Source organism: Cohnella sp., from assembly GCF_041641335.1.
Taxonomy (GTDB): domain Bacteria; phylum Bacillota; class Bacilli; order Paenibacillales; family Paenibacillaceae; genus Cohnella.
The window spans coordinates 1-14,199 of sequence record NZ_JBEPYQ010000091.1; the positions used below are offsets into that span (position 1 = coordinate 1).

The 14,199-nt window shown below is 59.3% G+C and carries 12 protein-coding genes; all 12 read right to left on the reverse strand.

Going from position 1 to position 14,199, the window contains the following annotated elements; genetic code table 11:
- Nucleotides 1–140: 140 nt before the first annotated feature.
- Entirely contained in the window at nt 141–1,130 is a 990-nt protein-coding gene (locus ACESLM_RS24145) for a hypothetical protein (RefSeq protein WP_372635387.1), read from the reverse strand.
- A gap of 272 nt (nt 1,131–1,402) precedes the next feature.
- A complete protein-coding gene (locus ACESLM_RS24150; protein WP_372635390.1) occupies nt 1,403–2,869 on the reverse strand; it encodes an ABC transporter substrate-binding protein in 1,467 nt (488 codons plus the stop codon).
- A gap of 135 nt (nt 2,870–3,004) precedes the next feature.
- Nucleotides 3,005–3,886 (reverse strand): carbohydrate ABC transporter permease, encoded by an 882-nt coding sequence (locus ACESLM_RS24155; RefSeq protein WP_372635392.1) that lies wholly within the window; start codon nt 3,884–3,886, stop codon nt 3,005–3,007.
- Nucleotides 3,887–3,889: 3 nt separating this feature from the next.
- Entirely contained in the window at nt 3,890–4,828 is a 939-nt protein-coding gene (locus tag ACESLM_RS24160; RefSeq protein ID WP_372635394.1) for a carbohydrate ABC transporter permease, read from the reverse strand.
- A gap of 105 nt (nt 4,829–4,933) precedes the next feature.
- Complete coding sequence (locus ACESLM_RS24165; protein ID WP_372635397.1) at nt 4,934–5,992, reverse strand: serine hydrolase domain-containing protein; 1,059 nt, start codon at nt 5,990–5,992, stop codon at nt 4,934–4,936.
- Complete coding sequence (locus ACESLM_RS24170; protein ID WP_372635399.1) at nt 5,989–8,664, reverse strand: glycoside hydrolase family 2 protein; 2,676 nt, start codon at nt 8,662–8,664, stop codon at nt 5,989–5,991. Before ACESLM_RS24170 ends, ACESLM_RS24165 begins: the two co-directional genes overlap by 4 nt.
- Before the next feature lie 71 nt (nt 8,665–8,735).
- Complete coding sequence (locus ACESLM_RS24175) at nt 8,736–9,800, reverse strand: LacI family DNA-binding transcriptional regulator (protein ID WP_372635402.1); 1,065 nt, start codon at nt 9,798–9,800, stop codon at nt 8,736–8,738.
- A gap of 96 nt (nt 9,801–9,896) precedes the next feature.
- Nucleotides 9,897–10,304, reverse strand: coding sequence for an eCIS core domain-containing protein (locus ACESLM_RS24180; RefSeq protein ID WP_372635404.1), 408 nt, complete (start codon nt 10,302–10,304; stop codon nt 9,897–9,899).
- Between the two features lie 18 nt (nt 10,305–10,322).
- On the reverse strand, nt 10,323–10,880 hold the full coding sequence (locus ACESLM_RS24185) for an NUDIX domain-containing protein (protein ID WP_372635405.1): 558 nt from the start codon (nt 10,878–10,880) through the stop codon (nt 10,323–10,325).
- Nucleotides 10,881–11,252: 372 nt separating this feature from the next.
- Nucleotides 11,253–12,335 (reverse strand): glycoside hydrolase family 172 protein, encoded by a 1,083-nt coding sequence (locus tag ACESLM_RS24190; protein WP_372635407.1) that lies wholly within the window; start codon nt 12,333–12,335, stop codon nt 11,253–11,255.
- An 83-nt stretch (nt 12,336–12,418) separates the two neighbouring features.
- Nucleotides 12,419–13,243: a carbohydrate ABC transporter permease gene (locus tag ACESLM_RS24195; RefSeq protein ID WP_372635410.1), complete on the reverse strand. Its 825-nt coding sequence runs from the start codon at nt 13,241–13,243 to the stop codon at nt 12,419–12,421.
- A 22-nt stretch (nt 13,244–13,265) separates the two neighbouring features.
- On the reverse strand, nt 13,266–14,150 hold the full coding sequence (locus ACESLM_RS24200; RefSeq protein WP_372635412.1) for a carbohydrate ABC transporter permease: 885 nt from the start codon (nt 14,148–14,150) through the stop codon (nt 13,266–13,268).
- Nucleotides 14,151–14,199 lie beyond the last annotated feature (49 nt).

Genomic DNA, 14,199 nt, shown 5'->3' on the forward strand with positions numbered 1-14,199 from the left:
GCAGCGGATACGGACTTCGCAACGTGCAGGAGCGAATCAAGCTGGAATACGGCGGCGACTGCGGGCTGGAGGTTCGCAGCGAGCGCGGGCAAGGCACGACCGTCACGGTGCGCATACGCAAGGAGCCCTCCCTGAAGTAATTACTTCGGGGAAGGCTCCTTCATCGTTTCGCGCATTTTGCGGAAGAGCGCGGTAAGCGGGGCGGTAATGCTCAAGGACAGCCGCCGGGCGAGCAGAACGAAGAGCAGCGCCATCGCCACGTTGACGGCGATGAGAATGGCTCCGAGCTTGCCTAGCTCTCCCCTCATCTGATCGTTGGGAATGACGATGGCGATCCGGTCGGCGGAATGCTCCAAGGCGTACATCAGCAGAATGCCGCCGCCGATCTCCGCCTCCAGCCGTTCGCCGGAGAAGCGGACAGCCGCGGCAGCAGTCTCCTCCGATACTTCCGCATTCAGACCGTTCTCGTCCAGCCATTGCCCGTCTGCGGCGGCGACATACGCCCTGTTGCCGCCATAGAGCGTGCCGGGCTCCGAGCGGAAGAAGCCGGCAAGCTTCGGCAGGCTGGTCTCGAATTGCAGCACGCCGAGCAGACTTCCGTTCCGATCCGTTATTCTCGTAAAGTGGAACAGGCTTTTGCGCGCCTTGCCGCCGTAAGGATAATAGAGCCGGGAAGCGTCAAGCGCCATCCATTCCGCGGCCTCTCCGGAACGGAGAAATCGGCCGATCTCCGGCTCGTCGGCCAACTGATCCAAATTACGGGTGCTCGTAATATTCCCCGACGAGTACACGGCGCCTTGCCGACCGTACAGCACCAGACTCGACAAGTCGACGTTGGAAGCGCGCAGTCCGTCGAGCAGCGGCAACAGCGTCTCGTCGTAGCGTTTGCCCGACAGCGCTTCCCCGATGCCCTCTCTGCTGGCGACGATCTGCACCGTCTCCTCCAGCCAGCGCTTGAACAGCTCCGCGTTCTGGTGCTGCTGGCCGGTGTACTGCACGGACATTCTCTGCAGGGATTCCGTTCCGCGGGACTCCATCGTCCGGTAGACGACCCAGCTGGACAACGAAATGTAGAGCAGGACGACCGTCAGCAGCACGGCCTGGATTCTCAGATGAAGCCGCTGGAACATCCCGTCCGCTCTCCCTTCCTTTCATTCTTCCTCTTATTCTATCATACGTGCGAAACGAGAACGGGGATGTCGATAAGCAGAGTTGCTTAAGATGATCGATAGACAAAGAAGGGGTATGTACCTCCCGGAGACTGCCTCATACGCTCCTGAAATTACCTTGCAACGGGTTTACCCATTCGAATTTCAGGAGTGTATAGCATCGTAGGGAGGTACATACACCTTGTCCCTTGTTCATCGATTATCTTGGCTTATCGGACAGCCCCAACTCTCGCTTATTGCACCTTGTCCAGGTAATCGCGCTGGAATTCCGCCGCGGCCTGATCCAGCAGCTTCTGCGGATCGGCCTTCTCGTTCGTCAGCACCGCCTGGATGACAACGTCGAGCGCCTTGTACAGCTCCTGCGCGTTGACCGGAGGCTCCGGACGGAGACCGTTGGAACCGTTCGTCATATAGTCCTCGAACAGCGCCATGTTCACGTTCTCATACTTCTTGGCGATCTCTTTCTCCGCGGCCACGCGCTCCGGATCGGTCCAGATTTGCAGCCCGTGAGGGCCTACGGGATAGCCTTGCTCGACCTGGATTTTCAGATTCGACTCCAGCGCCTCGAGCGCTTCCGGAGTCGCCTTCGGACTCAGGCCGCGAAGGTCGAGCCACTTGAACGCCGCATCCAGCTGCTCCGGCGTCGAGCCCGGGGCGAACATGTACAGCCCTCCTCCGAGCAGCGCGGCCGAGCCGGCAGGACCGGCGGGCAGAGCCGACAGCGCGAGGCTGTCCTTGGACATCTTGGCGTTCAGAACGAGCGGGGCGAGGAATTCGTACATGCCGAACGCCATGCCGACCTGGTCGGTTCCGAACGACATCAGCAGATCGTTCATGTCCACCAGATTGTTGTCCGGCAGAACGTTGTATTTCCATTTCAAGTCTTTCACGTACTGCAGAGCCTGCACCGCTTCCGGCGAGTTGAAAATCGCTTTCCACTTGCCGTCCACCTGTTCCTCGAAGTCCGCTCCGAACGCCCAGGCGATATTCATGAACATCCAGCCGCCTTGATTCGTCTTCGTCGGGAAGAAGAAGCCCGGCTTGCCCGTTTTCTCCTTAATCGCGACCGCCGTCTGGGCCAGCTCTTCGTACGTTTTCGGGAATTTCGGCACTCCGTTCTCATCCAGCAATCCGGCTTCTTTGAAGACGTTAAGGTTGTACATGACGCCGATCACGTACCCGTCCTTCGGCAAGCCGTAATATTTGCCGTCCCGCTCGACCAGCTTGAGCAGCTCGGGATTGATGCCGGTATCGAAGCCATACTTCTTCATCATGTCGGTAATATCGGCGGAATAGTTGGCCTTGATGATTTTGTCCGCTTCCGTGTAGAACGAATCGTAGAGCGTCGGAAGCTGTCCGCTGACCGCCTTGGGCAGGAACGATACGACGTCGTAGCCCCACTCGTCTCCCTCGATCGTCACGTACGGATACTTCTCGTTCATCTTTTTCTCCAGATCGGTGAACAGTTGGGTAGCCGCATCGTCGTTAGGCTTCGGCCAGTTGCCGATCTTGATCGTTACCGGCTGCGGCTCTTCCCCGGACGGCTCGGAACCGCTCGTCTGCGACGCCTGCGCCGTCGGCGACGAGGTTGCCGACGGTTGCGTCTCCTTGTTTCCTCCCGAACAAGCGGATAGCACGAGTGCGGCGATTAGCAGCCAGGCCGTCGAAAGCCCGATTTTTTTCCGTTGTGCAGTTGTCATTCTCTGAACCCTCTCTTCGCTTCGAAGTGTTGTAAAGCGCTTTCTCGGAGTGCGTTCTCAGGTTACCATACCGGCGGAACCGGTCAGTAGGCTGCAAAGATGCGAAACGGTTTGCGATTCTGTCCGTTTCCCGCGTCAGCCTTTGATTCCGCTGAACGTGTAGCCCTTCATAATCGACTTCTGGAACAGGATAAAGAAAACGACCGGCGGCACAATGGCGAACGTCAGCGTAATAAACTGCAGATCGATCGGCATCTGGCTGCGCATGTTGTAGATCGCGACGATGACCGTCCACTTCGCTTGATCCTTGAGCACCATAAACGGCCAGAAGAAGTCCATCCATACCGCATTGACGGTCAGGATCGTAATCGTGACGAGCACCGGCACGCTGAGCGGGATGACGACTTTGGAGAAAATGCCGATCTTCGTCGCGCCGTCGATCTTCGCCGCTTCGAGCAGCGACTGCGGAATGTTGTCGAAGAAGCTCTTGAAGATCAGAATGACGACCGGGTTGACCGCAGCCATCAGCCACATCGGCCAGAACGTATTCGTCAAATTGATATGCAGCAGCGGAAAATCGACGATGTTCGAAAACAACGGAACCATGCCCACCGTATTCGGAAGCAGCAGCGTCCAGACGATCAGCGTAAACAGAAACGCGCTTCCGCGCGGCTTCAGCTTGGAGAAGAAATAGCCCGCCAGTCCGTTGAACAGCAGACAGAACAGCACCGAGCCGGCCGTCATATACACCGTGTTGACATAATAACGCATGAACCTCAGCTCGTTCCAGGCTTCTCCGAGCTTGCCGATGTCGAACGTTTCGGGAAACAGCGTGGGCGGCATCCGATAAAATTCCTTGATATCCTTCAGGCTGGACACCATGACCCAGATCGACGGGAACAGGCAGACGACCGCAAGCAAGATCATCAGCAGGAACAGCAGCCCGTAGAGCAGCCTGACGCCCGGAGTTTTGTATTCCAAATGTCCGATAATGCCGGTTACTTCCGTTTTGCGCACAGGTTACGCCTCCTTGTCGAACTTTTTGTCCAGCCAGAAATAGATGACGCTCAGCACCATCAGGATCAGGAACGTAATGACGCCGAGCGCCATCGAGTGACCCGCCTGGAAATATCTGAACGCATAGAAGTAGCTTTGCAGCATGAGCGACATCGAAGCGTTGTTCGGTCCGCCCTCCGTCATGACGAGCGGCTCTCCGAATACCTGGAACACGCCGCTGATCTGCAGGATCAGCATCAGGCCGACGATATTGGAAATCTGAGGCAGCGTAATGCGGAACAGCTTGCGCCAGACGCCGGCCCCGTCGATTGATGCGGCCTCGTACAGCTCTTGGTTGATGCCTTGCAGGCTGGCCAGATACAGCAGGACGGTGCCGCCGAAGCCGCGCAGCGTCATCGTCACGACGATGAGCGGAATCGTCATGCTCGGGTCCTGCAGCCAGCCTTGCGCGGGGATGCCCAGGTAGGAGATCAGCATGTTGAGCACGCCGTTCTGGCCGGGCTGGAACAGCAGCATCCAAACCATGGCCGCGGCTATGGCCGGCACCATATTGGGAAAATACACCGCAAAGCGGAAAAACGACTTCCCGTGCCGCAGCTCGTTAATGATGATGGCAACGGCGATCGGAAAGGCGAATCCGATGACGAGCGACCAGAAGACGTACAGGAACGAGTTGATCAGCGTCTGGCGGAATACCGAGTTCTGGATGACTTCGACGTAGTTTTGCAGGCCGATGAACTCGACGGCCTTGTAGCCCTCCGTCTTGTAGAAGGAGAGCACGATGCCCGATACGAGCGGCTGCCAGGCAAATACGAAAAAGACGATGATCGTCGGAACGACGAGCAGCCACGAGGACCACTCGCGGGACAGATAGCGGACGATTCGACTGGCGGCCGTCCGCTTCTGGGCGTTATGGACGGGCATGTTGGTGCGGGCGATCATGGCTTTATCCTTTCTGCGAATGCCGAATTAGGGAGATATGTCCATGATAGCGCTTCACTCCGGCGGCCGACAGACGTTGAACCTGCTAAAAGGTTTGGATAACGACTATAATGAACGACCTGTCGCAAGGCTGAGCAGCCGGTTGTTGATTCTCTTGTAGCGGCGCCAATCCTCGTGCAGCCTCGCGCTGTTCGTCAAGATCGCCCCGGCCGCCCCGTATTCGGGATCGATCCACAGCATGCAGCCGCTGAAGCCGGTATGGCCGACGGCCGAAGGAGAGTGCAGATCTCCAAAGCAGCCGTAGCGATCCTCCGCTCCCTTCACCCAGAATGCGGGCGTCTGGTTAAACCTTCCGGCGCTCGCGTCGGCCAGCAGCCAGCGAACGGTGCGCTCGTGCAGCACCGCTTTGCCGTCCTCGGCGGCTCCCCCGTTCAGGAACAGCCGCCCCAGCTTCAGCAAATCTTCGGCGCGCGTATACAGACCGCTGTCCCCCGTCGTCGCCCAATCGGCCAGCTCCAGCATCGCCCTGCCGTCCGGCGCTATGGGGAAGACGACGCTGTCTTCGCGGACGGCCGCGACGTCGAAGGTGCTGCGCGTCATGCCCAGCGGATCAAACAGCGTCTCGCGGGCGAAACGGCCCAGCTCCATGCCGGCGACGCGCTCGATCACATCCGCAAGGATAACATAGCCTTCGGTATAATACAGTACCGATTGCCCAGGCTCCCTCTTCCTGTCCGGGATGCGGCAGATCGCGTCGAAATACGCCCTCCGTCCCGCTTCTCCGTCCTGTACGAGCGGGCGCTCCGGCTTGGCCGAATCGTTGTCGTATCCGGCGGAATGGGACAGCAGATGGAAGAGGTCGGCGTCCTCGAAAGGATACTCCGGGATAATCGACCGCACCTTGTCGGCCAGCGTCAGCTCGCCCGCCTCCACCAGCTTGGCCAGCAGAGTCGCGGTCACCGGTTTCGTGACGGAGCCGACGTTAAACCGCGTGTCGGGACCGATTCCGACCCGCTCGCCGTTCAAGGTGGCCGCCGTCTCTCCTTCGTAGACAGCCAGGCAGGTCTCCTGCGCGTCGGTAATAGCAGCCGCAAAGCCTTCGGCCCAGCCCTCTTCCGTTCTGCGCTGCAAAAACAGCTTCAATTCCGCTTGCGGACTTGTCATTGTTCATCGTTCCTCTCGTGATGATCTGTCGAAGACTCCTGCAAATAGGACCGGAATCGGATTTGCGGCAAAACATTAGAGGCTTGGGCAGCGGCAGCTTCCTCCGCCAGCAATCCCCCTCCCGCCTTCGGCACGCAGCGCACGGTCACGACTCTCGTCTCTCCCGGAAGCAGCGTAAAATATTGGTCGTCGCTCTCCATCCAGTAAAAGTCCGTCAGCTCCTCCGCATGGACGTGCAGAGCCGCTGCCGTTCCTTCGTTAGCGATGGCGAACTCCGCCAGCGCCGCGCCGCCCTCCCCGCGCTTCCATTCGCCAAGCCGCTGCGAAGCCAGCCTGGCATCGCGGGCGAGCGTCAGCGCGGAGGCGTACAGCGGCCCGTCCGAGACGGAGAAGAAATAGGCGCTCGGGGGCTGCTCCGGGAGATCTCCCCGCTCCGTCTCGCACCTCACTCGGACCAGCACGAGTCCGTCGTCCGTCTCGGGCATCAGGAATTCGAGTTCCCCGATCCGCAGCGCCCTTTCGTCGGCCGTCGTGCCTTCGTATCGCGCGGCATGATGCACCGCGCCTTGGGCATCCAGCACCTCTGCCGTCACCGTGACAGGGATGCCCGCTTCACAGGCATTCACGTACAGCGGTTGGCTGAACGGCTCGCCTATGCGGTAGTCCAGCTTCCGGTAATCCAGCGAGGCGTGAAGCGGAGCGAACGCCTGCTTCATCCAGTAGTAGGCCATTTTCGGCTCGCCGTAGTAGTCGATGAGATTGGTGCACGAGACGTTGGGCCATGGCTCGTTAAGCTGCCAAATAATGCTCCCGCTGTTGTTGAACTTGCGTCTCCGATTCGCTTCCAGAATAAAGCGCAGCCCTTCGGCCTGCATCCACTGGCTGCAATCGGAGAACGCCGCCAGCTCCGTCATCGGCCCGAACGCCTCCTCGTCCCGCTCCAGCGTATCCCACCATTCCCCGTGATGCCTCCATACCATACTCTCCTTCATAGAGACGGGCTTGCGATGAGGCTCGCTCAGAAACTTGCGAAGACTTTTGATCCGGCTCAGGCCGTCCACTCCGAACTCGCTGTGGAACAAGTTGTCATTGTCCCCGTACAGTTCGTAATGGCGGGGATTGCCCTGGTACTTCCAATGTCCGTGAACGTCGTGCCCCAGCCCCTTCTCCTCCGTGATGTATTCGACCGGACCCGAAGCGGAGGTCGGCAGGAACAGCCGATCCGGATCGTATTGCCTCACAAGATCGCGAAGCATCGCCAGATTCGTATCGGTCAGATCCGACGGCTTGTTCGGCTCGCTCATCAGCTCGTTGCCGCCGCTCCATACGGCGAGCGACACGTGGTTGCGCCTCGTCGCCAGAGCTGCGCGGGCCGAGCGTTCCAGCAGCTCGAGGAATTCCGGCCGCTTCGACGGAATGTTGTCCACGCCCGAGCTCGACTGGACGAACTCCTGCCAGACGAGAATGCCGTTCTCGTCGCACAGCTCGTACAGCCGCGTTTTCTCGATCAGCCCTCCGCCCCATATCCGCACCAGGTTCACGTTGCCTTCCTTCATCAGCCGCGCCATCCAGGCGTATTGTTCGTCCGTCACGTTGCCGTACAGATGATCGATCGGCGTCATGTTGACGCCCCGAATGTAAATCCGCTTGCCGTTGATCTTCACCGTGTACGGCAGCGCGCCCTCCGGGGCGCCTTCATTCGCGGCATATTCCAGCTTGCGGATGCCGGTCCGGTACGCCCGCTCGTCCACCGTGACGCCGTCGGTCTGGAGCAGCAGGCGCACCTCGTACAGCGGCTGGTCTCCGTACCCGTTCGGATACCATAGCTGCGGCTGCACAACGGTCAGCTCGACGGCGGTCTCCCGGTCAATGCCGGCATCCGTCTCGCTTTCGGCCGCCAGACGGCCTTCGGGATCGTAGCAGCGGACGATCAAACGGAGGCTCGCACCGTGTTCCGCGCCGCCGTCCGCCGTTATTCGCTCGATGCGCGCACGCAGCCGGATTCGTCCCTCCGCGCCATCAGCGCCTGCCGCCTCCGTTCCTTCCCTCCGACCAGCCGTATCCGTGTGAAGAGCTACTTCTCCGATCGAATGGCTTTCGTGTACCCGCAGCACGACGTCGTCCCAGATCCCAAGGTTGACGAGCCGCGTGGAGAAGTCCCATTTGTAGTTGAACCGGCTTTTCTGCGTGAACGTTTCCGACGTTTTGCCGATCTGGGCCATCTCGTCGGGCGCATGCTTCAGCAGCACGGCGATTTCGAGCGATTCCCGCTCATCGAACAGGGAGGTCACGTCGAAAACCGCTTCGTGATACATGCCTCGGTGCTCGCCGAGGAGCGTCTGTCCCGCATACACCGCCGCCTCGTAATCCAGCCCTTTGAAGACAAGCTCGATCCTGGCGCCGGTCCGCTCGGGACGGGGAACTACAGTGCGGTAGAGCCACCACCGGTTTTCCACCCATTCGCATTGCAGACTGTTCAAATCCCTGTAGGGATGAGCAATCAGACCGGCGCGGTACAGATCATAGTGGACGCCTCCCGGCACGGTAGCCGGCAGCCATTCGGTGACGCCGAGCAGCTCCTGCCCCAATTCCATGCTTGTGCCCTTGATCGGCACCCAGGGCCAGAAACCCTTCACTTCCCATTCCAAGCCGCCGATATTCATTTCCTGCATGACGAATAACCCCTCTCGTAAGTATGGCTAACCTGATCTTACGTCGAAAAGGGGTTTGTTACAATATTTAATTAAACTTGTTTAACGAAATTATTAAAATGTTTTGAAACCGAGTTCCGCTCCACGATTTCCGTGGCGATATACAGCGTCTCCGGCCGCTCCTCCGGATGCTCCATTCTGCGCAGCAGCAATTCTACGGCGCGCTTGCCGATCGTCGTCTTGCCGGCATCCACGCTCGTCAAGGAAGGCGTCACCCATTCGCAGCGTTCGACGTTGTCGAAGCCGACGACGGACACGTCCTGCGGACAGCGCAGCCCCAGCTCGGCCAGTCGCTCCAGCGCCGCGAAAGCGATCGAATCGTTGGCGCAGACGACCGCGGTGACGTCCCCCTTCAGCGCCGCGGCGAACTCTTCGCCCCGCAGGGTCAGCCACTGGTCCTCGAGCAGCGTCGAATCGACGAAAGAGAGCGAAGGAGCGGCGGTCCCGTCTTGCGGCTCGAACTGAGTCACGGCCCGCTCCGCCCCGCGCTTGCGCTCCGCGAAGCTGTAAGAGAAGCCGGGATCGCCCGCGAACAGCAGCTTGCGATGCCCTTTCTCCAGCAGAAGAGAAGCAGCCTCATAGCCTCCTCGGTAATTGTCGGCAAGCACGTGATCCAGCTTCAGTCCGTCCGCCATAACGTCCGCCAGCACGACGGGAATGCCCGTCGCCAGCACCTCCGCGATGTAGCCGACGGGGACGCGGCCCATGACGATCGCGCCGTCGACCTTGCGGTCCGTTATGCAGCTCGGCAGGCCGCTCTTCACCGGCTCGTCCGTCGCGATGCAGCCCAGCACGAGGCTGAACGCCGAGCGATGAAGCTCCTCCTCCGTCCCGCCGACGACCTTGCCCCAGAACTCGGCGTCCCTGAGATGCCCGCGCGGCATCAGCACCGCCACGTTGCCCGTACGCGAAGAAGGAACTGCTGCAGCGGAAGAGTTGATCGGATACCCCAGCTCCATCGCCGTCAGCCTCACCTGTTCCTTCGTCCTGTCGCTGACCTGCGCGTCGCCGGCCAGCGCTCTGGACACCAGCGATTTCGATATGCCTAATTTGTCCGCGATATGCTGCATCGTCGGCTTTTTTCTTGGTCCGTTCACCGTCGCGTCTTGTCTCCTTCCACTGAATACTTCCGCCCGGGCGGAAGCGGCAAGGGATGCCGCCCTTCCCGGGAGCATCCCTGCTGATCGCGAGCCTTACAGGGACTCGGGCAAGGACGGCTGCACTCGGCCTTGCGCCTGCTGCGTGACGTGCCAGGCCTCGTGAGGCACATGCTGATCTTGGCCGGAAGCAACGTGAATATCGCTCCCTTGCGCGTAAGCATGGGCGTTAAGCTGCGCCGGTTTGTCGGAATTGTAGCGGACCTTCACGTCGTCCATCGAGTAGCCGGACAAACTCTCGATCCCGCTCCTCAAGTTATCCGGAAGCCCGGAGGACTCCTGTTCCATCATGCCCATCGTCGCTTGATTGCCGACCGCCGCCTGCATCGCCAGTATCCGGTCTGCCTGCATGCCATGCGACGGGGAAGAGCTCCTTACCGCGTTCCCGTGCGCGCGCCCGCCGCCCGCCGTCGGCTTTGTCCCCTGAAAGTGCCTCACTGCCATTGCTCATCCGCCCTTCGATCAGACTCGAAACAATCCGTATCCGTTTAACGGAACGACCGGCTCCCTGTCGATCGCCAGACCGTCCATGCTGCCGTGAAGCGCGACGTCCACGAGCCACTTCGTGAAGGGCGCGACGTTCATCGTCTCCATCTCCTCCACGCTATAAAACCCTGCGGCATCGACCTCGATCCCGTCCGGAACCGGTTCGCCGCCGACGTAGTCCATCTCGAACGCGATGTACACGTTATGTATGCTTCGCGGCTGGTCGCGCAGCGCGATAATGCCTTTCACCGCGGCGTCGACGCCGCTCTCCTCTTTGACTTCACGGACGATCGTTTCCTCGATCGGCTCGAGCTGCTCGATATAGCCGCCCGGATTCGTCCAATAGCCCTTCCCGGGATCTTGCGCCCGGCGCACGAGCAGCACCTTCTCTTCCTTCACGACAAGCGCGCCCACTCCGATGCTGTAATTGCCCCAATGGACGAAGCTGCACCGCGTGCAGGCCCTTCTCGGCGCGCCGTCCACGTCTCTCGTCTCCATCTTGCCGCCGCATGCCGAACAATAATTGATTTCCACCGATGTCACCTGCTCTATTTGCCTGTTGCGCCTGCTATCCGCAGCATTTCAATTAAAGAACCCTTTTACGCAACTCCGCGATTTTTTCTTCCGGCCATCCGTTGATCAGCGCGAGCTTCGCATCGTCCAGCTTTTTCCGCAGGCGCAGGAGCATTCGCAAATAAGCGAATCGCAGCTCTCTTATCTCGTTTTCATTATACCTCATCTTCGCCAGCAGCGCAGCGGCCACCGGATTGTCCGAATCGACGAGCCTCCTAAAAAAAGCACACCCGCGGACGCCAACATGCGCCGCCGGGTGTGCTTCACGACCGGTCGAATCGAATCGTTATTTCGTTTATTATGCCGGGGAGCCGTCCCCTTGTCCATCCACGATCACACGACCTCGCGCTCGTCGTTGCCCGGAAGCGCCGGGAACGGAGCGTGCGGTTCCGTCTGATACCAGAACGCGGTCGAAGCGATGTCGCTTTGCTGCGGCAGGTAGCGCCCGCCGGCGCGCCAGCCGAGGTCCTGGATCGTTACCTTCAGCTCCGACTCGAAGCGGATCGGATCCATCACATGCCAGCGATACATGCCGAAGCGCTGCTGGCTGCGGTACAAGCCGTCGGGCTTAATGACCTGGTGCATGCCCAAATACGGAGTCGAGTAGGTGCCGTATTCTCCTTTGGGCTGCTCCCAGTTCCACGCTCCGCCGAAATAGTCCTCCGTCCCCGTTCCGCAGATGGTCGGAAACTCGCGATCCCCGTCCATATAAAATTTGATCTCCCCTTCTCCGAACCACCCGTTGTTATTGACCTGCCAAGCCAAGTAGGTCCCGACGTAATGGCCTTTCCCCCGGATGCCGTCGACGATCGCGTGCACGTCCTTATACGGCACGGGGTTGCTTCTGCGCCACTGGGCGTGAAAGTATGCCGCGTCCTCCGGCACGTCGGTCAGCGTATAATCGATCTGATAATACAGCACTGCTTTGTCCGCGGACGTATTCTCCACCGTCATGCGGGCGGACTTGCGGAAAGGCATGAGCCAGTAGCCGTTCATCCCCCCGGCCGGATTAACCGCGATCGGCAGGGAATTGACGTTGCATCGCTCCTGCCACCCGTTGCAGAACAGATCCCCGACTGGCACTTCCACGGAAGGCTGCTCCTCGTCGTCCCAGTATAGACGAAGGATCAGATTCCGCCAGAAGGCGGGGAAACAAGTCAGCCAGATATGCTGAATGGCGCCCGCTCCTTCGATATGTCCCATCGTGAAAGTGGCTCCCGGCGCGATCTCGACGGAGGGCGACACCTTCCAGCCGACGCCCAGATCGCGCGCGCAGCCTGCGCCCGTCCCTTCCGCCGCCATGGCTCCCTTGCCCTTCTCTCCGGTGAAGTTTTCCGGGCTGATCGATCTCGTCACCGCATTCGACAACCGCGTCAGATTGCCCAAGCCCATATCCAGTCCGTTAAAATTGCCCATGTTTCATCTCTCCTTGGTGTATTGGTTCCTGGCGTCGAATCACCAGCGACGCCAAGCAAATGGCGCCTGCCGTTTTCCGCCCCTCATTTCAGCCCGGATATCTTGATGCCCGAGATGATATATTTCTGGAAAATCAGGAACAGCGCGATCGTCGGAAGCGACGTCAACGCGGAGCCCGCCATCAGCATGCCGAGCTCGGTAACGCGCTCGGAACGGAAGTTGTACAAATACTGCATGATCTGGTACAGATCGGGGTTCGTGATCGTCATCGTCGGCCAGATGAAAGAATTCCAATAGGCCAGATAAGAGCCGATTCCCACGATGACGAAAACCGGGAACGACATCGGCACGAATACGCTCGTAAAGATGCGGAGCCTTCCCGCTCCGTCGATCAGCGCGGCTTCTTCCAGCGCCAAGGGAATGTTCAGGTAAAACTGCCGGATGAAAAACATATGGCCCGCCGACGCGACGCCCGGAAGAACGAGCACGGCGAACGTATCGAGCATCCCCATTTTGTCCACGACGATAAAGGACGTCAGCAGGATCGCCATGCCCGGAATGAACATCGTCATGATCACGTACACCCATAATAAGCCCTTGAAGCGGAATTCCAGCCTGGCGAACGCATAGGCCGCCGCGGCGTTGACGAACAGACTGAGGGCGGCGAACAATACGGCTCCTCCGAAGGTGACTCCCATCGATTTCAAGAACGCCGCGTCAGCCAGAATATCCGTGTAGTTAGCGACCAGCCATTGCTTGGGAAAAAAGCGAAAGGGCGTGGACAGCACCTCCGTCTTTTCCTTGAATCCGGCGATGACGACCCACAATAAAGGGAACAGCGCAAGCAGCGTTACCGCGCCGGCGATTAGCGCAAGCAGTGTCTTATGAATCCGATTTGGCGTTTGCATCTCCGTCTCCTCCCTTCGCCGGTTATCCGTCCACCGCTTTTTCCGAATTGAGCACCCGGAAGATGATCGCGGAGATGCTTCCGAGCACGGCGAACAGCAGCAGCGATGCCGCGATCGAATTCCCGACCATCACGTCGTTGCGAAAATGGTTCAGAATATACAGGTTCGGGGTCGTTGTCGCGCTGAGCGGCCCCCCGTTCGTCATGACGAGCGAGAGCTCGAATTGGGATATCTGGGCGATAAATCCGGTAACGAGCAAGTACAGGATGACGTTGCGCATGAGCGGAACCGTAATGTACTGCATTTTCTTGAAGGCTCCCGCCCCTTCGAGATCCGCCGCCTCGTAATAGCTTTCCGGAATATCGTTCAGCCCGGCCAGCATGATCAACGCGGTAAATCCGAACCCGAGCCAGATCGCCGGGACGACGATGCTCGGAAGCGCCGTGGAGACGTCCGCAAGCCAGGCCTTCGGTTCATAGCCGAACCAGCCGATCACGTAATTGGCCAATCCGCCCATGTAATCGTAAATAAACACGAAGATCACCGATGCGATAATGCCCGAGATGACCGTGGGGACATAGATCGACGTCTTGACGAAGCCGGAAAACCTCTTTCCTAAGCCTTTGACGACATTCGCGAACAGGAAAGACAGGATCAGCATGGCCGGAACGACCATCAACGCGAACTTGAGCCCTACCCATACGGCTTCTCCGAACAGATCGTCCGTCACGACCATGTAATAGTTCTGGAGGCCGACGAAGGCGGACTCCTGGTAGAAGCTCCAGTTATAGAAGCTGACCTTGATCGCATAGAAGAACGGGATGACGACGAATATCGTCAACAGCGCGACGATCGGGGCTAACAAGACATAAGCAGCCTTGTTTTCGTAGCGGTAATTTGTCTTCACCTTGTACGTTCACCACCGGTAATGGGAATGCGGACGGCGGTCGGGGGTG